Source organism: Vibrio sp. E14 (assembly GCF_020515785.1).
Taxonomy (GTDB): domain Bacteria; phylum Pseudomonadota; class Gammaproteobacteria; order Enterobacterales; family Vibrionaceae; genus Vibrio; species Vibrio diabolicus.
On the sequence record NZ_JAHPJI010000001.1, the window covers coordinates 1193235 to 1214694 of the forward strand.

Genomic DNA, 21460 nt, shown 5'->3' on the forward strand with positions numbered 1-21460 from the left:
TGAGTTCGTAAATTGTTATAAATAAACAATTACAACGAAAACAAGGAAGACAAACATATGACTATTCGTTTTAGTCAACTTGCCGCTCAAGGGAACACGGCTCACCTATTTATTGACGATTGGAAAATAGACACTCAGCAATCTTGGGGAATATTCAGCGCGGATGGGGATATTGGAGCTCTACTTGGAGACCTTATTTGTGGTGAACTTTCACCAATAAGCGGAAAGCTTGAGCTTGATGGGCTGTCCGTTGCTCAAGTGTCGTTATCAGAGCAACAGCGATTACTGGAAAGAGAATTAGAAAAGGACGATACAGACTTTCTTGATCGTATCGATCAAGGCAGTACCGTTTACTCACTCATTCAGGAGCGCAGCCAAGACGCTAATTTAATAGATCAACTGATTACCGATCTCGACCTAACTCACCTTAAACACAGTGGCTTTCGTGTTCTCTCTACAGGGGAAACAAGACGAGTGATGCTAGCTCGCGCTTTAGCAACACAGCCTGATTTGTTACTGCTAGATAACCCATTTACTGGTTTAGATATTGCCCATCGAGCAGCTCTCGCTCACTATTTACACTCGCTTTCTCAAACCGTACAGCTACTGGTCACGTTTTCTCGCGAGTCTGATATGCCTGAGTGGATTGATCGCGTTGCGCTTTTCAGTGCAGGAAAGCTGGACAGTACGATGGATAAATCCAGTTGGGATAATCATCCAATCATTGAACAAATTAAATCTCAGTCCGAGCAACAGAGTGAAGAAATGATGAACTTGATACGTCAGCATCAGCACTCGACACACTTCGACAACCCAATATTTGAACTAACAAATGGGTCTGTTGAATACACTGATAAGAAGATCTTTACTGACTTAAACTGGCGAATAGACAAAGGTCAGCATTGGCAGGTCAAAGGCCCAAATGGCTGTGGGAAGAGCACCTTGCTTGGGTTAATCTTTGGTGATCATCCTCAGTGCTACAGCAATGACATTGATATCTTTGGTAAAAAGCGAGGGTCTGGCGAGACAATCTGGGAAATTAAGCAGCACATAGGCATTGTATCTTCAGCGTTACACCTTCAATACCGCGTTAACTGCAGTGCGCTAGACGTGATTTTGTCCGGTTTTTACGACTCCATAGGGTTGTATAACCAACCCACTCGTAAAGAAGTGGACATCGCAAACGAATGGCTCGACATCCTACATATGAGCCAATACCGAAAAACCTCATTCAAGCAATTAGAGTATGGTCAACAGCGCCTGTTGTTGATTGCAAGAGCCATCGTTAAACAACCAACATTACTGATTTTGGACGAGCCATATCAAGGGTTAGATTTTCTTGGCAGGCGTTTAGTTAAGAATACACTTGAGCTCATCGCCCGAGAGAATTTAAGCCAGCTATTGTATGTATCTCATTACCAAGAAGACCGCTTGGATAGCATCAAGAATGAGTTAGAGTTTGTTTTTGATGACAATGACCAATGTTACCGGGCTAACGTTTACCAATCATAATGACTTCGCTGAGCAAGTTGATCATAAGGTAAAGGCTTGGAGTAAAAATATCCTTGATGATATCGCACTCCCATCTTTTTCAAATGGTCGGCTTGCGCCGTTGTTTCTACACCTTCAGCGATGAGTTGTACTTTTAGCTCTTCCGCAAAGTGAACAACAGCTTTTAAAACAGAAGCACTAAGGCTAGGTATACCAATAGTTTCGACAAAACATTTATCGATTTTTAGGTAATCAATACGCATGTGCTGCAGAAACGCCAGCGAGGTTTGACCGGTACCAAAATCGTCGATTAACACATCAATGCCATGTACTCGCAGCGCTGCGATACACTTTCTGGCTTCAGCATCAATGAGTTGACGTTCTGTTATCTCTATGCCTAATGAGACGTTATTTCGACTTAACTTCCTATCAATGAGTTGAATCTTTCTAATCGCGTTTGGCCCAACTAAGTAACCGGGCGGCACATTAATACCAAGGTGAACAGACTGATTAAAGTCTAATTTACTAAAGTCTTCTGCCGCTTTATCGAGAACGTAATCCGTGAGCAAAAAGACCAATCCACTTTGCTCCGCCGCTGGTACAAACTCATCAGGAGAAATGAACCCTTTATTCTGATGTTCCCATCGCACTAGGGCTTCAAAACCAAATAGTTGACCAGTATCGACGTTAATCTGGGGCTGGTAATACAGAGTCAACTCGCCTTTCTTTATGGCTTTCTTTAAATCCAGAACCAAGCTTCGATGAGGATCGATAAATTTATTTAACGCATATAAGCAAAGATAGATAACAAAAATGATTGGAATTGAATACAAAAAATAGGAAAGTGTTCTCTGTTTGACAAATAGATCGCTAGCTTCACTCAAAGCTTCATACTCAAACATTTGCGACGATTTGATGCCAATAGGATTACTTCCCGTTCTCAACGCTTCTTCAGGTGCAACTTGGTCATGGATAAATAAGGCAGAGCGTTTTAAACGTAAATCGTTATTAAATCCTATCTTCGCATTAAAGTAGTCATGATCAATAATCGTCACCGCTTGATAACCTCGCTCTCCTTCGGTCACGACGAGCAAAAATTGGTCATATACGCTATCCACGTTTCCCAGTGCTAACGCTTGTCCCTCAGGAAATGTAATGTGCTCGGCTAACGGCTTAGAAATTACGCCCAGTTTAGAAGAACACGTAATGATCCCATCTTTTACAATCAGCATTTCTTCGATATCTCGTTCAAACATCAAGTTTTGCTGAAGCTCTTCACATCGTCTAGGATGCAACAAAGCCGTGCGGTTTTCGGTCTCTATTTGGAATAAAATTTCGTCTGCGATTTGAACATTTTTTTCTAATAGATGATTGAGGTTGTTTTGCACGCTTTCACGAGCTAAATACAAGACCTCGCCAACAATCAAAGGAATGGGCAACAAAAAAATGATGGCTTTTTTAAAAAGCGCCTTATTCAGCATATAAAAGTAACCTTTTATAAAACCGATTTACTGAGATGGTATCTGGATTCTGATACCCACTAGCAACTCTCGTTTATAATATTATTTATTTAGATTAACTCAGTATGCGAAACACTTGGTAATACCGCAAACTAAACAATGCCTTAATCCCTCCTGTTCCAATTTAGCATCAAACGACTCAAACCTGAGACGTCAATACGACATCATTTTTGAGCCTATCGGTACCGAGGTAAGCCCTCAGTCGTCAAATTCTCACTCTACGAGAATTACCCATTAAAATTATTTTTCTTTTCTCAGTGATTAAGAATTATATTTGTCGTAATTCATATAACACGTTACAACACTCTCATGACGACAAACAAAGCTAATGCGAACCAGGTAAACGAAAAAGCACTGCAGTTGTTAATGCAAGTTGCAGTTAGTCCATTCCCAGTCTCTGCGAAAACGCTAAGCGAGCAATTGAACGTTCCTTTGAGCAGTCTCTACCGACACTTGAAGCTGCTCAAAGAGTGGAACTTGATTGAAGAAAGCGTACACGACAAGACATTTGTCGTTGGCCCGGCAGCATTGCTGCTCATGCATAGCTATGAGACCGCACAGCATGGTTTAGATATGGTCGAAACCATACTGGCTCGGTTGGTACAACAAACAGGGGAAATGGCCGCTTATATGGTACCTGCAGGGTATCGCGCGCTTTGTGTCAGACAAAAAGAAAGTATGCAGGCGCTGCGTTGCAGCTTCGTCCAGGGTCAAAGTCAACCTCTGCTACGTGGTGCCTCATCTAAAGTGATGCTCGCTTTTATGCCTCAAAGTCGATGCGAGAAAATCTTGAGATACTTTAATCAAGATCACCGACGAGACGAATGGGAACAAGAGCTCACAACCATCCGTAAACACGGATATGCCGTCAGTACTTCAGAAATTGACCCGGGTGTTTCTGGCATCAGTGCACCAGTGATGAAAGGAAGCAAACTGATCGGCGCGGTCTCGGTGATGGCTCCGGCCCACCGAGTCGAAAAGGATAAGCAGCGCATTATTTTGCATGTGTTGCAAGCGGCAAGGGCACTACCACCAGAAAGGTAATTCATCATGTTAAGCTTTTTCAAACGCTATAAACTCCACCACACCGTGAAACAGCCGCAGCATTACCCTTTTTCTTTTATGACAGTGTGTGAGTATTTGCCACCCATGTCTAAGGGCGCGTTTGAATTAGCTGATCAAAGTTTGGAAAATGCTAGTGATTGGCTATACCAACAGCATGATCATGAAACCGCTGAAAACTTTGGTCACTTCAACCACGACAAGTTGGAAAATGGCGAGTTTCAGGAAGCGTTAAGCCTTTCGCTTTCTCGCCACTCAATTCCTGTTTTAGTAACTAACTGTACCGAGGCAATCTTGTCCATGTTACCTGTGGTCGGGTCCTATCGAGACGAAGTGGGTGTGGTAAATATTGGACATGACATGAACTTGAAGCCGACACTTGAACCACGTTTAGGCTCCGCATTCCATTTTGCTCTTTCTCGCTATCAAAACGTGCGATTATTTTTTGCTGGTGTTAGCGAACAAGATACAAAGCAAGAAACGTGGGAATACGCGGAGGATCAAGGTTGTGACTGGGTAACCGATAAAGAGTTTTCTTTTCGTCATCGCAATAATGTAAAGCAGTTGATCGGCAATTACCTCGACCATTGCGACCAAATAATCCTCAGTATCGACCTTGGCTCCCTAAAAACCAAAAACAGCCTTGATGGTACCTCAGAAATTGATATCCAAATGGTTCTACGCACCATTAGGCAATGCCTGGTTGCAGGTAAAGTCAGAGCCATTCAACTCGTTGGCGATCGCGATCGTCTGGTCTATTCGAGACAAACGAAAGCCATACTAGAAGAGTTATATCAAATGGCCCCACTCATTGTTCACGCAGCCTAGGATTAAGTTCGGTTCAGAATCAGGACGCTCAAGCTACTGGTTCTGAATCAACATGGTTAATTATTATCTTTTATCAACAAATAGTTACATGAATAAAGCGACTCATGTCACACTTAGCTATTGAACTAATCTCATACTTACGTTCTAATAACGCCACTAAGCTTTGGTATGACATACGAAATAAAAATAGCCAAAGTTCAATAAGTAAGCGGATTAAAAACCAAAAACACCGCCGACATTTCAACTTCTGTGAGCATTTGCTCACGCTCGCTTGATGCCATCTTGTTCCACTTTTTTAGGACATTTGATGATGCGTCTTTGCAGTATTTTCGCTGCGGTTCTTGTTTTACCGCTAGCCTCACACGCCACCACTTATGACGTCAAAGATCTATCTGAGCTAGGTCAACTTTGCTCACACAAGAGTTTTAGTATCGGAAGCGATGGTACGACTTATCACTGTACAGGGAAACTAGTTCTACCCGCTGGTGACAAAATTGTCTCCTCATTACCGGAAAAAGAGATAACGCTAGAAGCAGCTCATGGCATTGTGTTAGAGGGGAACAATACGATTGGTGAACCCAATAAGCGTATCTCTCTCCACGCACTCGCTACCGGATTAACGGTTAACAATGAGAAAGCATCAAGCATTGACGATTACCAAAACAAGCACACTGTTATCTATGGTGATCTTCTATCGGCTTATCCAACAAAGCTGCATAACGTTCTCATCGATGGGGATATAGAGCTAACAGGTGAGGCCCTTCATATTGATGGTGAGTACAACACCATTATTGGTGACATTTTGACTCACAGTACGACCGATATATTCAACGCTAACGTTTGTGGCACCATTGAATCAAAAGGCCATCAATTGCATCTCAAGACGACGAACCCTCTCCAACGACATTTCGTCGTCGGTGATATTGTGGCGCACAGTTCTCTGCTTATTGATGACATGGAGATCTACGGCACTACTGAGACTAAAGGAGCATCTGCCGCATTGAACGGTTCGTTCTATGGCTCTACTACAGCAATTAAATACTTCCAAACATTGAACTTCAACAACGCTCCAAATCAGCCAAGTCAAGTTTGTGGTGAAATCCAACAAACGCCAGGAAGTGCACAAACGAAAGCACAAGACAACAAATACACGCAATACTGTGGATTAGACGACACTGATTGTCACTACTCTTCTCAGATCTGTCCGATCACCCCTCAAGATGTTCCGAATTGCAGCATGCAACCACCATCAGAGAACGACTTCGACCTAAGCGTCACACCATCGGACGACATGGCACTGATGTGCGGCGACGATCTTCCGCAATTTACAGCAATGACAACCAATAATGGAGAAGTTGTAAGCGCAGAAGTCAGTGCAGCCCTATCACACCCTGACTTGTTCACTTTAGAGGTGATCAAAGGTCAGCAGACATTAAAAGCAAACCAATTTATGTCTGACGACAATGGTGAGCTCGTTGTTCGAGTGGTCCCGAACGATATTGATACCATCGCGTTAGGTACTAACTACACGCTGACTTTCACTATGGCAGAAGACACCAGCAAGCATCAAACGGTTAGCTTTATGTTTACGCCATTTATGTTTGAGGCCTACTCAAAGACGAAAAGCGCCACTTTAAATGAAATACGCGTTATTGCAGGTAAACCAGAAAACGTGCATACGCGATTGCTTGCTTGTGCTTCCACCGGCGAACCTGTAGTCGCAAGCAACTACAATGGTACTCCTAAGGTTTTTCATCCATTGGTTCAACCATTAGGAGGAAGTGAAGGAAACTTTAGCTATTCAGCGGAATTTAAAGGCGGCTTGTCTGAACATGGTCTTGTCACGAACGAGTCCGGCATATTTGAAGTGACACTGTCCGATCATTTTGAATGTGAGGGATTTGAAGAGTGCCCTGAAGAAGGCAAAGTGGAAGTGAAAGGAACATTTAATGTGTACTCGCGACCATGGACACTGGCTATCTGTGACAACCAACGTGCTTTGCCTTCTGGCACCTCTGAACAAGGAGATGGGTTTATTGCCGCCGGAGAACTTTTCTCTCTAACAGTGAAGCCGATCATTTGGCAAACTGACGGCTCTGTAAGTGGTTCTGTTGAATCAGCACGTTATTGTGATGCCTCTATCACCCGTAATTTTATGCTTGATGACGCTCCAGCAGCATCCGTTGTCTTGTCGAGTGAGCAACATACGCCATCAGAGACAGCGAACCAAACCTCGAAATTGCTAAAAAGTAGTTACTCACTGGCTCAGGCGCATAATTCAGCCAAGAATGATCAATTCGTCTTTAATGGATTATATTGGGAAGAAGTCGGGAGCTTGAGAGTAAAAACAAACCTAGAAAGTAAATATCTAGGTATGACTGTTAACGAAGGCTATCGTTACATCGGTCGTTTTTACCCAAAATATTTTCAAGTGCAAGACCAAGGATGGCACTACCCACATGGCCAAACTTTTGCTTACATGAATCAACCTTTTGAAAAAGTCACTTACGATGTTGTCGCACTCAATGCGAATAAAGAAAACGTGAAGAACTACGTCCACTTTTCATCTAACCTTCAACAACATTTCGATTTAGGCGAGCTAAGCTCATACTCCGAACGGTTTTTGCCGCCTAAGCCTAAGAAGGTAGACTGGAAACTACTGGGTAGCGCGAGTGTTGGAACGTTTGTTATCGAGAAGCCCTCAACCAACGCGACTTGTAACAATAGCCCATGTTGGAAAAAGAACACAACCGATAAACAATACCCTGATGGTCCATTTAATAATGGGACTAACAGTGACAGCAGCAAAATAGGTATAGTCACGACTAAAGCCGTTGATGAGGTAAATTTCTTTGATAACAGCGAAATGCTCACTCAACAACCGGACATTCGATTCGGTCGTTTGAACTTTCAAGATGTAGGTGGCAACCAAGGCATGGTGATCAAAGTGCCACTTGATGTGGAAATTTGGCAAAACGGTCGATTTACGACTAACTTCGATGACAGCTCAACAACGACGAATGGTGAATATTACTTCAGCACGCCAATTTGGTCGCATGCGCCAGCAAACAACGCCCTGCTTTCTGGCGTTGGAACGATGAGTATTGGCAGAATGACCGATATCGTCGCAAGCCAAATTGACTCAGCGCGCGAGCAAATACAATTCCACCTAGATTTAGACAGCTCAGGCAATCGCATCCCTTGGCTAAAATACGACTGGGATAGCTCTACAAGTGAAGAGGAAAACCCACCCGTTATTGTTACGTTTGGCATTCACCGAGGAAACGACCGCATTATTTATCGTGGTGAACCCAATATGCTTGGCCTAAATTAACGCGAAACGGCAAACAAAAAGAGCCCCTCAATTGAGGGGCTCTTTTCATCACAAACTGATGTAATTTACTTTGCGCCACGACGCGCTTTCAGGCGCTTCACCATAGCAAGACGACGCTCTGCCGACCCTTGGTCTGTTGCCGACTGGTTCGGATTATTACGACGACCTTGACGATTCTTAAATGCTGGTTTTGAGTGCAGCTTTTCAATGTAAGACTCACGCTGCTTTGGTTCATAGCCTGCAAGCTCAATACGGCGAATGCGTTGCTGGATTAGATTTTCAACCTGAACCACCGTGAGCTCTTCATCTCGGTTTACAAATGAAACAGCATGACCTTGTTTACCTGCACGACCCGTACGGCCAATTCGGTGAACGTAATCTTCCGCTAGGAAAGGCATGTCATAGTTCACAACGTGAGGTAAGTCTTCAATATCTAGACCTCGAGCAGCGACATCGGTAGCCACCATGACACGTGCTTTACCGGACTTGAACTCTTCTAGCGCACGACGACGAGCACTTTGAGCACGGTCACCATGACAAACCACCGCTTTGATACCATCAAGTTTCAGCTCTTTTACCACTTCGTTTGCGGTCTCTTTGTAGTTCACAAATACCAACACTTGTTTCCAGTTTTTGCGACCAATTAGCTCTGAAAGCAGTTCCGTTTTTCGCTCTTGATCAACTGGATATAGCACGTGAGCAACTGTTTGTGCCGTAGTATTTGCACGCTCTACTTCGATACGTTTTGGTTTACGCAGAATGTCTTTCGCTAAGAGATTTAGCTGGCTTGAAGTCGTTGCCGAAAACATCATGATTTGTGGGTCTGTATCCACATCCAGCATGATCTTACGAACTGCATGAATAAAGCCCATATCCAAGATACGGTCTGCTTCATCAAACACCAAAAACTCTAAGTGTGCCACCGAGACATTACCTTGTTCGATGTGCTCTTCCAATCGACCAGGTGTAGCCACAAGGATATCAACACCATTTTCCAGTGCCGCAACCTGAGAAGACATTTTACGACCACCGAAAATCGCCGCCACCGACAGATTGGTGTACTTCGTGTAAGCTTTGATGTTGTCAGCAATTTGTTCAGCAAGCTCGCGAGTTGGAGCCAAGATAAGTGCACGAGCAGTCTTACGAGAAGCGCTACGGTTACTGTCTAACAACTGCTGAATCATAGGCAGAGAAAACGCAGCCGTTTTACCAGTACCTGTTTGTGCTGTAGCGAAAATATCATGGCCTTTGCGAGCCATTGGAATCGCCTTCTGTTGAATTGGCGTTAACTTTTCATAACCGCATTCTGCCAGTGCTTTAACCACTTCTGGCGCAAAACCTTGAGATGAAAATGACATTGAGCGTATTCCTTAAACAAACCACTAAAAATAGCTTTAAAAATTTAGCCGTGCACTATACCCGAATTTGAGTGATTTATCTCACTTTTCTCATTGAAACGCTACAAAAGCAAAAACGGCGAACGCAGACAGATTGCTGGTTCACCGTTTCCGTTTAACATTTGTTCGATTTAACGCTTGATGCCAGACAACTGAAGGAGAATTTGCTCAAGTTCATCCCATGGCAACAACTGAGAATCTATCACTTCTAATCGTGATTCAAACCCTTCTAAGCTGATTTCATTCACCGACACGACTCGGTTGGCAACATTAAACGCGTAACACCCCTGATCCGTGTTGACCACCGCTTTAACACGTTCAGCCGTTAATTCCGAAAGCATTGAGAAAAGTTTATCAAAATCAAACGTGTACTCTGCCCCAAACAACCACCCGCAACTAAAATACCCTTGCCCTTTGTTCTCTTTACGCACAAAGGCTTCACCTGGCGGCAACTGGAATTGAGGCTCTTGGTGAGCATGGTCATGATGATGTGACTCGATCTGAGAAGAAGCGCTGCCGTAAACCCGTTCGATATCCAAGACTTCTATCGGTAACTCACCGTCATGAATAAGCTTACTGAATACTTTTGAGGGAGATTGGTCCGTCACCCAGTCATTAAACACATCAATGTCGTGACTGGTACAAAGGTCAACCTTACTGCCTATAACCACATCTGCGCTGTCTAACTGGTCCACGAAATTTTGGTTAGAAAGATATTTTTCATCACTTAAGTTACGCGGATCAACCAGAGCGATCGTCGCTTTTAGATCAACGTAAGGTTCATACTGTTCTGAGGTAAGCGTCGCGATAACCTGTTTTGGATGACCAAGGCCTGTCGGCTCAATCAATAAACGGTCCGGTTTTTGGCGCAGTAACGCGGTAATACCGACCGACATTGGCACGCCCGCCGTACAACACATACAGCCACCCGGCACTTCTTTAATCAGCGCACCTTGGTCGGTCATCAATGCACCGTCGATGCCAATCTCACCAAATTCATTGACCAAAACCGCCCAGTTTTCGTTTTCCGGTTTGTTCTTCAGTAGATTTAAAATCGTGGTCGTTTTACCGACACCCAAAAATCCGGTCAGTATGTTGGTTGGTACTCGATTTGACATGCTTATCTCCGACACGTTAGTGCATTAATGCTCCAGCAAAGTATACGGAGAATGTGACTCGCTTCAACGCTTTTTATCGCGCTCATCAAGCTCATTGCGTGATGCGTGGGTACACATTTTTTGAGAATGATCAGAGTGACTTATCAACTCTGAACGCTTCATATCAGAAAGATACATACTGGTGTAAATGACGCAGGTAAAAAACGCGATAATAGCGACTACGATGGGAAGAACTCCGAGCGTGTTTTCGAATTTAAGCGCAGCGATAGCCAATGCGAAAACAACGACAGAGATAAGTGCGATTGACTTACTTTTGTTGCTTTTCATGATAACTCGCCTTTCGTAAGGGTAGCCCCTAACACCTCCTGTATTAGGGAAGTGCCAGTTTGAACAACATCCAACCTGACTATTCAATGCTACTCCTTTCGCTACTTGTGAAATTTGACAAAGCTAACATTTATTACAACATCAAACGATGAACTTATTACTAGCTTTCAGACACTTAGTGGACTGTAAAACACTTACTAGCAAATCGACCCGCCGCTGACCAATATGTCGTTTTCATTGGCAATACAAACTTGAGCCACCAGCCTTAGCCCTTCGACTATCATCTCCAGAGACATGGAAGGCTGACGGCCATCTACTGCTTGTTCTGGCAATAATGGGATATGAACAAACCCATGACGAATAGGTTTGTCTTTTAGATAATGTTGGATGCCATAAAAAAGGTGGTTACATACAAATGTTCCGGCACTGTTGGAAATCTGGCTAGGTATCCCCTGCTTTTGCAGCGTTTGAACAATACGCTTTATCGGCAGTGTCGAGAAGTAAGCATCTGGGCCGTCAGCCACTACGGGTTCATCAATCGGCTGATGACCAGCGTTATCTGGAATACGAAAATCATCCACATTAATTGCGACACGCTCTGGGGTGATCGCGCCACGTCCGGCCGCTTGCCCAACGGTAATCACACAATCTGGCTGGTGCGCTTCTATTGCATCAATAACGGTATTCACTGACTCATGCCGAATCACAGGAACTGGGCAAGTAACGATCATGGCATCTTCTATTGCCGCAGCCTCTAATCGCTTGACCGCTTCTAAGGCGGGGTTAATGGCGTCACCACCAAAAGGTTCAAAACCGGTAATCAGGACTTTCTTCATAACAGCCTTTAGGAAAAGAGTTTCACAAATTATTGCACTCCCCTTCACCCCATCCAATAGCAAAAGTATTGTTGACATAAACCAGACAACATTATGTGACTCATGTCTAACCAGCGAGGGTTGTCACCTTTATTGAATCTACACAAGTTCCGGACTATGGAGACTAACTATCGATGATTAGTGGCAGGGCTTGGCTCTCTCATTACATGACTCACGCAGAAACTTGGTTTCCACGCTTAACTTAGGTAGAGTACGCGACCGCAATGCAATTCGAAGAGATTGAATACAATGAATATTGATAACCATGTAATCGAAACGATTGAAGAGTTAGAGGCATTTCTGCATTTAGTAGAAAGCGGCGCTCTGGGTCTTGAAGGTGTCACTGGCGTTGCGCTAGCCACCTCTAATACCGATGGCCGTCCATTTGTTGCCGTATTAGGAGAAAAGCACCAATTGCTACTTGGCCGCTGGGTTTCGCAGCACGTATATGACAATGGTAAAGACATCGTTCGTAACGGCTCAACCAGAAAACACTAAGCGCTCAGCACCATCTATAACACCATGCCGTCTTATACACCAAGCGTATGCTTTGAAAGCAATGCGCTTGGTGTACTTAAAAAATAAAAAAAGAAAAGGCTAGCCTTTATTAATTTTGTCGGTATACTGCACATCAGCTCTTACGGAAAGAGCTATTAATGTAATTAAAGATCAAAGTTTCTCTCAGTTCCACATCGAATTCCTCGTTTACGTTCCTGCGACAAAATAGTTATCTCTAAAATCATATAGTAGCACTTGATATTAGCTAAAAATTCAATATTTAAAACAATCAAATATAGAGGTATCTATGTCTAATAAATTAACTGGTTCAGTAAAATGGTTCAACGAAACTAAAGGTTTTGGTTTTATTTCTCAAGACAATGGCGGTGATGACGTATTCGTTCACTTCCGTTCTATTGTTTCTGAAGGCTTCAAAACTCTTACTGAAGGCCAAAAAGTATCGTTCGTTGTTGAACAAGGTAACAAAGGTTTACAAGCTGCTGAAGTAACTGCACTGTAATTCTTTGTGTGGCATCAATGTTGTTGGTGCCACCATCCCCTTCCACTTATTACCGCCCTTACTATTCTCTATCTAAGTTTATATACCCAAATCACTTACCTCTCCCACACCGTCATTAATCACTTTCAATAAAGTCACTTTGGTATACATCTTTAGGTAATCACACTACCTACCTTGCAATTCCAGTTTGGAATTAAATTAATCTGATTCATATCTGAATCACTTCGCCTCATGCTTTGCTCATATAAATAAAGTTTATAAAATAAAAGCGATTGGCGAATATAAGAGAAAAAAATGAAATTAAATATATCCGCACAATCAATAAATTCTAATAATTACGAGCACATTATCCCTAGCCGAGACGTTATCCTTAGCCTATTCGATAAAGTCAAAAATCACTTAAGTCACGAGCAAATTTCTCGCTCTACTGGCTTAGATGAGAAACCACAAAAAGACGCTTTAAAAAAACGTTTACGCGCTATGGAGCGCGATGGCCAGTTGATTTTCACGCATCGCCGTGGTTATAAAAAAGTCGATCAAACCGCTTTGGTTTCTGGAAAGGTCAGCATTCACGCAGACGGCTTTGGTTTTGTCACTTACGACAGTAATGAAAAAGACCTTTTCTTACCTAAACACCAACTTACTCATGTGTTTGATGGCGATATCGTACTGGTTCTGAAAGGCAATGCTCAGCATCAAGGACGCTCAAATCATCGTTTCATCAAAATAGTGGAACGAAAAACAACCCATATCGTGGGCTTGTTAAAGAGAAAAGGTTCGAACTTCTATCTAGTGCCAGAAAGCGCGAAACTGACTCAAACCATTCATGTCACACCAAATGATCTTATCGCCAAAAGTGCCGGTAAACTCGTTCATTGTAAAGTCACGGCCTATCCAGATCACAGACAATCAACAACAGTTGAAGTGGCGGAAGTATTAGGGCGTCCGGGAGAAGCAGGGATTGAAGTTAAATTGGCGTTACGTCGACATGGCATCAATGACCATTGGGATGATGAAGTTCTTCACGCTGCTTCCGCATTTGGCAATCACGTAGAAGAAAAAGACAAAACGTCACGAGTGGATTATCGAGATTTACCGTTCGTCACTATCGACGGGGACGACGCGAAAGACTTTGATGATGCCGTTTATGCATACCAAATGGACAATGGGCATTGGAAGTTATTCGTCGCGATTGCAGACGTATCTCACTACGTTCAGCCAAACGACCATTTAGATCTTGAGGCGCAATCTCGTGCAACGTCCGTTTACTTCCCCGGATACGTTGTACCAATGCTACCAGAAACATTATCTAACGGTTTGTGCTCGCTTAACCCGAATGAAGACCGATTGGTTATGGTATGTGAGATGACCTTTGACGACGAAGGTAACATGCTAGATTCAGAGTTTTCTGAAGGGATCATTCACTCGCATGCTCGTTTAACTTATAACGAAGCTTACCGCATTGTTTCCCAATCAACGGAAGCAAAAAAATACCAAGGTAAGAACCCAAAACAAAACATTAAACAGCACCTGGTGAATCTCCATCGCTTGTATTTGAACCTATCTGGTCAACGTCAAGTCCGTGGTGCCATTGATTTTGACACGCAAGAGCTTTCATTCACGTTAAACAATAAAAAGAAAATCGCGTCCATCGTTCCTGTAGTTCGAAATGATGCCCACCGAATGATCGAAGAATTCATGCTATGTGCCAACGTTGCCACCGCTCAATTTTTGCAGCAACAAAAAATACCGAGCTTATACCGCGTGCACTCTGGTCCTCAGATGAAAAAACTGTCTTCATTAAGAATGATGCTTGCAGACAAAGGGCTAACGCTTGCGGGCGGTGATAAACCAACTTCTCATGACTACAACGCATTACTGGAACAAGTACGAGATTTAGATGAGTGTGATGTGATTCGTACCCTACTGCTACGTTCTCAGAGTCAAGCCGAGTATTCGCCGAAGAATATGGGTCACTTCGGTTTAGCCTATGACGCATACGCACACTTTACTTCGCCAATTCGTCGTTACCCAGACTTACTCGTTCACCGCGCCATTCGCGCTAAACTTCGAGAGCAAAAAACAGGCAAGCTACGCAGTCTGCTCATGAAACTAAAGCCTATTCGTCAATTGACAGGTGCTGCGAACAACTACCCTTACGATACAAAAGTGATCGAGCAACTGAGCGTGCACTGTTCGCATCAATCTCGTCAGGCAGATGAAGTGAGTCGAGAGGTTGAATCAGCACTGAAATGTCATTACATGAAGCCATTTATCGGGCAACACTTCACGGGGACAGTGTCTGGGGTCACACACTTCGGAGTATTTGTTGAGTTAGAGGAAAACCGAATCGAAGGTCTCATTCCTTTATCAAGTTTCCAAAATGGTGAGTTCGAATTTGATGCAGTCAAACAAAAAATTTCTAGCCAGAGCACCACGTTTACTTTAGGGACTAAAGTGCACGTGTTGGTTAAAGACGTCGATTCGAAACAAAGAAAGATCGTGTTCAATTTAAAAGATGCAGAACACACGGTAGGTTAGTCTGTTGTAGTCTATTTTCTAACCCATTGTTCAAAAATAAAAAATAAGCTTTATATACCGCGATTAACTTGTGACATTTCGCTGACATCAACTCATTCTAAAACCCTAATATCTGGCAAAGGAAACGAATCTAACTTTTGTTTCCAGACACCATCGCAGAGTGTATTTCCAGCACTCTGTTTGCCTCGAGAGGTTCTTATGACAGCCTAGGATCTCTCGGGGCTTTTTTGCGCCTCTTAAACCCCACCTTATGTTGTATCCAACCCGTTACCAACCACACAAATTGTACTTTTTAACTAGTTCACTAGATCGCGAATTCTGATTTAAGCAACTGATCACACAACCTCTTCCAAATTTTGGGTATAAAAGTATCAATACTTTCGTTAACTAGGATGTAAATAATAAAAAACTCGTTTGATCTCACCATGCCCAATGAAGAAGGATACTTTGGTGAATACGGTGGTAGCTTCGTGCCGCCGGAGCTTGAACAAATCATGCGTGACATCAACGCAGCTTATGAGGAATGCAGCAAAGATCCTGAATTTAAAGCGGAGCTTGCTCGTTTGTATAAGCACTTTGTTGGACGACCTAGCCCAATCTTCCATGCGGAAAACTTGTCTAAAAAATACGGAGCAGACATCTACCTAAAGCGCGAAGACTTAAATCATACAGGCGCACATAAAATTAACCACTGCTTAGGAGAAGCCATTCTCGCTAAAAAGATGGGTAAGAAGAAACTGATTGCAGAAACTGGCGCAGGACAACACGGTGTTGTGCTTGCTACAGCCGCGGCATTGGTTGGCTTGAAATGCGATATTTACATGGGTGAAGTTGATATCGCCAAAGAGCATCCGAATGTCGTCCGCATGAGAATCCTTGGTGCTAATGTCATTCCTGCCATTCATGGGCGCAAAACCCTCAAAGAAGCGGTAGATTCTGCATTCGAAGCCTACCTAAAAGATCCTGACACACAACTTTATGCGATAGGCTCTGTCGTTGGCCCTCACCCATTCCCTAAAATGGTACGAGATTTCCAATCAATTATCGGCAACGAAGCACGTGTTCAATTCAAAGAAATGACTGGTAAGCTACCCAATAATCTCGTTGCATGTGTTGGGGGAGGATCTAATGCGATGGGGCTATTTACTGCTTTCTTAGACGATGAACAAGTCGCTATTCACGGCGTCGAGCCCGCGGGCCGCTCTTTGCAAAAGGTTGGCGAGCACGCTGCAACACTCACACTCGGTGAGCCAGGTATTATGCACGGATTTAAGTCTTACATGCTTAAAGATGAGCAAGGCGAACCTCAGGAAGTGTACTCTGTAGCAAGTGGCTTGGATTACCCATCGGTTGGGCCTCAGCATAGTTACTTAAAAGACATTGGCCGTGTCAATTACGGCTCAATCACCGATGACGAAGCGATTGATGCATTCTTTGAACTGTCTCGCGAAGAGGGGATTATTCCAGCGATTGAATCCGCACACGCTGTCGCTTACGCGATTAAACTCGCGAAGCAAGGAGAAACTGGCTCAATTCTGATCAACTTATCCGGTCGCGGTGACAAAGACATTGATTTTGTCGTTGAACACTACGGCGAAAAATATGGCATTGAATCAATTATTTAGTCACGACTTCGTAGGCTAAATGTCTATACAAAAAGCTACCTATTACTAGGTAGCTTTTTGTTTGAGCCTTGCTTTCCCTACATGCGCTTTGAAGGCTTAACTACACAGTCCAAACCTTTTACTTTTGAAAAATAGGCATAGCTTGAGAAAGCCCTCTTACTTACCACTCCAACTAGTCCTTTAGAACATAATTCGATTAACCGATCAGAGCAGGAATACCCGGAAGCTGACCAACGACAGCAAGCGAACCTGCACAAACGATAAATGCAGTGCCAGGAATCAGGTATTTATCTTTTCGCGACAGTTCGTTGGCACGCTCATGGTCGCCGATAAGTCCAAGGTTATCCAGTAGCATCGTGATTGCCCAGCCAAAGACTGGATTAACGAATGCACAGGCAAAAATACAGATACCTGCACTGAGTGAATCTTTATGCTTGTGGATCATCTGCATGCCCGCCTCAAGAAGTGGTAAGAATACACCGACAATCAAAGCAACGCGCAGAACAGGCTCCCACATTGCTAGATCCATTGGATAGCCAATTACCGCCGCAGCAATACACATGAAACCCGTTAACAGTGCGCCACCTGGAATAGGACGTTTAGCAATTGCGGCTGGAATCATGTACGTTCCCCAAGAAGAAGCTAGGTTTCCGCCACCTAATAGTGAGCCAACTCCCTGACGAACAGACGCTCCGACCATCGTGTCGTCGACATCCATGAGTACGCCTTTCGCTTCTTTCGGGTAGTTAAGTTCTTGAAACACACGATGGCCAAGATAATCAGGGGACCACATAGCGACTGCCAGTAGCGCAAATGGAGTCACGGCAATAAAGTGCTCTAAGGTTGGCCAACCTAGTTGCCAGCCTGTATCTTCACCCCACCAATAGAATGGACTGAAATTAGGCAGGCCCGGCTCAGTGGTAAAAGCAAACTCAGCGCCCATCACATAAGCAACAATACCCGCGAGAGCCGAACACAGTGGGATTGCCAACCAACGCTTGTTAATCTTAGCTAGGTAGGCATAAACCATAACGGTTAGGCCTATGACCACAAACGAGATGTAACCTTGATCCGTACTAGCAGCCCACGCTTCCGTCTTATTAATCTGTCCGAGCAACCCAACAGCGCCTAGGTAGATCAATAACCCTCCTCGAACCCCAATGCCAGTCAAGGTCATGAGTTTAGAACCGCCTTTAGTCAAAGCGAGAATTAAGCCAAAAGCACATACCATCAAGCCAAGCGCCAGAGGATGCCCTCCTGCGGCAGCAATCATGGGAATCAGCGGTATCATTGGGCCGTGGGTACCGGCTAGGTTTGCGTTCGGGTTTAGGATGGCAGAAAACAAAATAACGAACAAAGCACCCGCGATAAGCAATTCGTAACGCACGTTTTCTGCAACGAACTCCGGAGATAAACCGAACTGAGCAGCAAAGGCAGCAACCATGGCGGTGACCATCACCACTTTACCAATGGTTGCGGCTAATGCAGGCACCCAGTCTTCGATTTCAATACTGTAATCACGTGATGGCAAATGAATACCCCAGCGACGAAAGCTCATGATGGTTAAATCATGGTTTAGAAAGTCTTCACGACTTTCAAATTCATGCGGTTTTTTGCGCACATCCCTGTAAAAGGTCTTACTTGAGTCAGACATTGAGCTATCCTTTGTTATATTTCAACGTTGAACTATGCCAACTAGAGTTTCGCTTGGTATACAGACCAATACGAGACAACACCCACATCAAACATCGAGGCCACACCAAGAAAGTGGTATGGCTAATTTTTGATTTGAACCTATTAAGCATGTATTGCTATCGGTAGGAATATTAGACATTAGTAAAAGAACAACAAAAATCTCACTTATTACACAAAGATTTAACATTGCATTAGAGTACGCTGATCTTTAGTGAGAGTTTTTGAACAGCAATTCAAGAAGAGGAACAGTCGCAACTCCACCTGTGCTTTTCAAGGTAGAAAAAACATATCCGTATTCACACAGGTAATTGGTTAATTTGGCTCATGCAAGTACGCACTAACAACATCAAATCGAGTTGCAATCCAAACCATCGCTGCCTAACTATAGATATCTCTGTAATGTATACTTTGCTAAACTCCACCCTTTGATGAGTAAGGCCCCTAAAATGATGACTGACGAAGAAAGAATCGAACTGCAACGAAATAACCCACTGCACGGGTTAAAGCTAGAAACTATGTTGCAAGAGTTGGTGGATTTTTATGGCTGGGACATTCTAGATACAGCAATGCGCTTTAATTGCTTTAACACTAAGCCTTCGATTGCAAGTAGTGTGAAGTATTTAAAGAAGACCGAATGGGCGAGAGAAAAATTAGAAAACTTTTACCTTTATCGCTTTAAGCGCATGCCACGCGCAAGTGAAGAAGAATATGATTTACCACCGAGAGCTCGTACGTTCCCGCATGGTCTTGAACCTAAAGAGCCAATGCCGCTAACCGTTGACTCTATCCTCAAGTCACAAGCTAAAGCTGCATCCGCATTTAAAAAACGCTCACCTCGTGGACGTCCGACGCGTCGATAGTACATAACCTTGAAAAGCAATAGAGCCCTACTGGTAGTTCCAGCAAGGCTCTATTGTTCTTTAAAGAAATGGCTAGAAGCGAATACTCAAGCTAGTGCGCCCCCTTCTCCAGCGCCTCCCGTAAGTAAACTCACAGGTTGTTTACGTATTCTATTGACTACGCTTTTTCTTCTTTTTACCCGTACCTGCCGGCTTTGCTCGCGGCTTCATTGGTAAAAAGTAGGCTTCACTCTGATCGTCTTCCACTTCAAAACCTACTACCTGCTCGCGTTCAAGTTGGAACTTATTTTTCTTTTCTATCACTTTGAAATGGTGGTAGTCATCGTAATCGATAAGAGATAACCCTAGACCCACTTCACCAGCACGACCACTACGCCCTATTCGATGCATATAGTCAGCAGGACTACGCGGGAGATCGAAGTTAATCACCACTGGCAGCTTTTCAATATCAAGGCCACGTGCTGCGATATCGGTGGCAATAAGAACTTGAATCTCGCCAGACTTAAAACCGTCAAGTACACGAGTACGAGCGCCCTGCCCTTTATCACCATGGAAAACTTCAGCTGTAATACCGCGTTTTGACAGTTTTTGAGCTAAATGGTTACAGGCATTCTTAGCATTCACAAAAATCAAAGTCTGTCGCCACTGATGCTGTTTGATTAAGTGCGCAAGTACCGCCGTTTTCTCACCTTTATTTACACTAAACACGCGTTGCACCAAAGTGCTGGCTTCTGCGCTCTGCAACTGAACTTCAACAGGGTCGTGGAGCAAGTGCTGAGCAAGCGTCGTGACTTTATCAGGGAAAGTAGCAGAAAATAGCAGCGTCTGTTTCTTCTCTGGCAGTAACGCAAGAATCTTATTGAGTTCTTCGGTAAATCCGAGGCTCAACATACGGTCAGCTTCATCGAGCACGAGCGTTTTTACTTGGTCCAACTTAATCGCGTTACTGGATACCAGATCAAGTAATCGACCCGGCGTAGCTACGATAATGTCACAGCCACCACGAAGCGCCAGCATTTGTGGGTTCACCGATACACCACCAAATACGGCAACCGTTTTGATCTTATCTCTAAGATGGTATGAGTAAGATTTGACGTTGTATGCCACCTGTGATGCCAGCTCACGAGTTGGAACTAAAATCAGGTGAGAAACGAAGTTACCACGTCGATTATTTGATTCGTCTTGCTGAACAATTTTTTGCAGAATTGGCAGCGAAAAAGCAGCGGTTTTACCAGAGCCCGTATTGGCACCGCCAACAATATCTTTCCCTTCAAGGATATAAGGAATGGTATGAGATTGAATGGGCGTCGGTTGGCTGTATTCTAACGCTTCTAGTCGCTCGACTAAGGTTGGAATCAGGCCAAGATCGGCAAATGTCGCTTGCTGTGTTTTATCTGTCATTACGATGAGTGGCTCAGTGCTAGTAAAGGCCGTGTATCTTATGCTATTTCGCGTCTGGATGTTAGCGATAATGGCCCAAACAGAATATTGGTGAGAGAAGCACTGTAGAGAGCAGGAATCTCCTTTCACTAACATGAGTTAATGGTTTCGATAACCAAGGCTCTACGACTCACGGTGGTAGCGTTCGCGACGAACAAAGGGAAACAGAGTCAGGCCTTCTGATTCCTGTAAAGCAAAATACATTGTATTTTGGGGAAAGAGATTGCAAAGGCAGGCTACATCCGAATCAAAGGCTTAACCACACTATTTAGCCCTGCGGTGTTGAGAGCTTAATACAGCTTGAGAAAACTCCAGGTCACTAATGTCCA

16 protein-coding genes are annotated in these 21460 nt (G+C 43.8%); 9 read left to right on the top strand and 7 right to left on the bottom strand.

Going from position 1 to position 21460, the window contains the following annotated elements; translation table 11 throughout:
• Positions 1 to 57 precede the first annotated feature (57 nt).
• Complete coding sequence (gene modF, locus LIX84_RS05095; RefSeq protein WP_226420806.1) at positions 58 to 1512, top strand: molybdate ABC transporter ATP-binding protein ModF; 1455 nt, start codon at positions 58 to 60, stop codon at positions 1510 to 1512.
• Here the strand turns inward: modF and LIX84_RS05100 are convergent.
• Complete coding sequence (locus tag LIX84_RS05100) at positions 1500 to 2972, bottom strand: EAL domain-containing protein (RefSeq protein WP_226420807.1); 1473 nt, start codon at positions 2970 to 2972, stop codon at positions 1500 to 1502. The two genes, modF and LIX84_RS05100, sit on opposite strands and share 13 nt — an antisense overlap.
• Before the next feature lie 348 nt (positions 2973 to 3320).
• Here LIX84_RS05100 and LIX84_RS05105 point away from each other — a divergent pair, with 348 nt between their 5' ends.
• The 3 genes from LIX84_RS05105 (at position 3321) to LIX84_RS05115 (ending at position 8235) form a co-directional block, all read left to right on the top strand.
• Positions 3321 to 4055 carry an IclR family transcriptional regulator gene (locus LIX84_RS05105; protein ID WP_005391048.1) on the top strand — a complete coding sequence of 245 codons (735 nt, stop codon included), beginning with the start codon at positions 3321 to 3323 and terminating at the stop codon, positions 4053 to 4055.
• Between the two features lie 6 nt (positions 4056 to 4061).
• A complete protein-coding gene (locus LIX84_RS05110) occupies positions 4062 to 4901 on the top strand; it encodes an arginase family protein (protein ID WP_006742009.1) in 840 nt (279 codons plus the stop codon).
• Between the two features lie 307 nt (positions 4902 to 5208).
• Positions 5209 to 8235: a DUF6701 domain-containing protein gene (locus LIX84_RS05115; RefSeq protein WP_226420808.1), complete on the top strand. Its 3027-nt coding sequence runs from the start codon at positions 5209 to 5211 to the stop codon at positions 8233 to 8235.
• A 65-nt stretch (positions 8236 to 8300) separates the two neighbouring features.
• Here LIX84_RS05115 and LIX84_RS05120 read toward each other — a convergent pair whose 3' ends face one another.
• From LIX84_RS05120 to pcp, 4 genes are all read right to left on the bottom strand, one after another.
• Positions 8301 to 9593 (bottom strand): DEAD/DEAH box helicase, encoded by a 1293-nt coding sequence (locus tag LIX84_RS05120; RefSeq protein ID WP_005386186.1) that lies wholly within the window; start codon positions 9591 to 9593, stop codon positions 8301 to 8303.
• A gap of 170 nt (positions 9594 to 9763) precedes the next feature.
• Positions 9764 to 10750, bottom strand: a complete 987-nt coding sequence (locus LIX84_RS05125) for a CobW family GTP-binding protein (protein WP_226420809.1) — start codon at positions 10748 to 10750, stop codon at positions 9764 to 9766.
• Positions 10751 to 10813: 63 nt separating this feature from the next.
• Positions 10814 to 11077 (bottom strand): hypothetical protein, encoded by a 264-nt coding sequence (locus tag LIX84_RS05130; protein WP_005391057.1) that lies wholly within the window; start codon positions 11075 to 11077, stop codon positions 10814 to 10816.
• A 197-nt stretch (positions 11078 to 11274) separates the two neighbouring features.
• On the bottom strand, positions 11275 to 11913 hold the full coding sequence (pcp, locus tag LIX84_RS05135) for a pyroglutamyl-peptidase I (RefSeq protein WP_226420810.1): 639 nt from the start codon (positions 11911 to 11913) through the stop codon (positions 11275 to 11277).
• A gap of 288 nt (positions 11914 to 12201) precedes the next feature.
• Between pcp and LIX84_RS05140 the strand changes: the two genes are divergently transcribed.
• From LIX84_RS05140 to trpB, 4 genes are all read left to right on the top strand, one after another.
• Positions 12202 to 12450, top strand: a complete 249-nt coding sequence (locus tag LIX84_RS05140) for a hypothetical protein (protein WP_005391061.1) — start codon at positions 12202 to 12204, stop codon at positions 12448 to 12450.
• A gap of 307 nt (positions 12451 to 12757) precedes the next feature.
• On the top strand, positions 12758 to 12970 hold the full coding sequence (locus LIX84_RS05145) for a cold-shock protein (RefSeq protein WP_005375644.1): 213 nt from the start codon (positions 12758 to 12760) through the stop codon (positions 12968 to 12970).
• A 294-nt stretch (positions 12971 to 13264) separates the two neighbouring features.
• Positions 13265 to 15511, top strand: coding sequence for a ribonuclease R (rnr, locus tag LIX84_RS05150; protein ID WP_226420811.1), 2247 nt, complete (start codon positions 13265 to 13267; stop codon positions 15509 to 15511).
• Positions 15512 to 15936: 425 nt separating this feature from the next.
• Complete coding sequence (trpB, locus tag LIX84_RS05155; protein ID WP_226420812.1) at positions 15937 to 17136, top strand: tryptophan synthase subunit beta; 1200 nt, start codon at positions 15937 to 15939, stop codon at positions 17134 to 17136.
• Positions 17137 to 17332: 196 nt separating this feature from the next.
• On the opposite strand, the gene LIX84_RS05160 is transcribed toward trpB, so the two are convergent.
• Positions 17333 to 18790 carry a DUF3360 domain-containing protein gene (locus tag LIX84_RS05160; RefSeq protein ID WP_182035728.1) on the bottom strand — a complete coding sequence of 486 codons (1458 nt, stop codon included), beginning with the start codon at positions 18788 to 18790 and terminating at the stop codon, positions 17333 to 17335.
• Between the two features lie 487 nt (positions 18791 to 19277).
• On the opposite strand from LIX84_RS05160, the gene LIX84_RS05165 reads away from it, so the two are divergent.
• Positions 19278 to 19691: a VF530 family DNA-binding protein gene (locus LIX84_RS05165; RefSeq protein WP_005391068.1), complete on the top strand. Its 414-nt coding sequence runs from the start codon at positions 19278 to 19280 to the stop codon at positions 19689 to 19691.
• A gap of 150 nt (positions 19692 to 19841) precedes the next feature.
• On the opposite strand, the gene LIX84_RS05170 is transcribed toward LIX84_RS05165, so the two are convergent.
• Complete coding sequence (locus LIX84_RS05170) at positions 19842 to 21092, bottom strand: DEAD/DEAH box helicase (RefSeq protein WP_226420813.1); 1251 nt, start codon at positions 21090 to 21092, stop codon at positions 19842 to 19844.
• Between the last annotated feature and the right edge of the window lie 368 nt (positions 21093 to 21460).

Excerpts from the sequence above, each read along its gene's own strand:
- modF (WP_226420806.1), top strand. The coding sequence starts at position 58 with ATGACTATTCGTTTTAGTCAACTTGCCGCTCAAGGGAACACGGCTCAC.
- LIX84_RS05100 (WP_226420807.1), bottom strand. The coding sequence starts at position 2,972 with ATGCTGAATAAGGCGCTTTTTAAAAAAGCCATCATTTTTTTGTTGCCC.
- LIX84_RS05105 (WP_005391048.1), top strand. The coding sequence starts at position 3,321 with ATGACGACAAACAAAGCTAATGCGAACCAGGTAAACGAAAAAGCACTG.
- LIX84_RS05110 (WP_006742009.1), top strand. The coding sequence starts at position 4,062 with ATGTTAAGCTTTTTCAAACGCTATAAACTCCACCACACCGTGAAACAG.
- LIX84_RS05115 (WP_226420808.1), top strand. The coding sequence starts at position 5,209 with ATGATGCGTCTTTGCAGTATTTTCGCTGCGGTTCTTGTTTTACCGCTA.
- LIX84_RS05120 (WP_005386186.1), bottom strand. The coding sequence starts at position 9,593 with ATGTCATTTTCATCTCAAGGTTTTGCGCCAGAAGTGGTTAAAGCACTG.
- LIX84_RS05125 (WP_226420809.1), bottom strand. The coding sequence starts at position 10,750 with ATGTCAAATCGAGTACCAACCAACATACTGACCGGATTTTTGGGTGTC.
- LIX84_RS05130 (WP_005391057.1), bottom strand. The coding sequence starts at position 11,077 with ATGAAAAGCAACAAAAGTAAGTCAATCGCACTTATCTCTGTCGTTGTT.
- pcp (WP_226420810.1), bottom strand. The coding sequence starts at position 11,913 with ATGAAGAAAGTCCTGATTACCGGTTTTGAACCTTTTGGTGGTGACGCC.
- LIX84_RS05140 (WP_005391061.1), top strand. The coding sequence starts at position 12,202 with ATGAATATTGATAACCATGTAATCGAAACGATTGAAGAGTTAGAGGCA.
- LIX84_RS05145 (WP_005375644.1), top strand. The coding sequence starts at position 12,758 with ATGTCTAATAAATTAACTGGTTCAGTAAAATGGTTCAACGAAACTAAA.
- rnr (WP_226420811.1), top strand. The coding sequence starts at position 13,265 with ATGAAATTAAATATATCCGCACAATCAATAAATTCTAATAATTACGAG.
- trpB (WP_226420812.1), top strand. The coding sequence starts at position 15,937 with ATGCCCAATGAAGAAGGATACTTTGGTGAATACGGTGGTAGCTTCGTG.
- LIX84_RS05160 (WP_182035728.1), bottom strand. The coding sequence starts at position 18,790 with ATGTCTGACTCAAGTAAGACCTTTTACAGGGATGTGCGCAAAAAACCG.
- LIX84_RS05165 (WP_005391068.1), top strand. The coding sequence starts at position 19,278 with ATGATGACTGACGAAGAAAGAATCGAACTGCAACGAAATAACCCACTG.
- LIX84_RS05170 (WP_226420813.1), bottom strand. The coding sequence starts at position 21,092 with ATGACAGATAAAACACAGCAAGCGACATTTGCCGATCTTGGCCTGATT.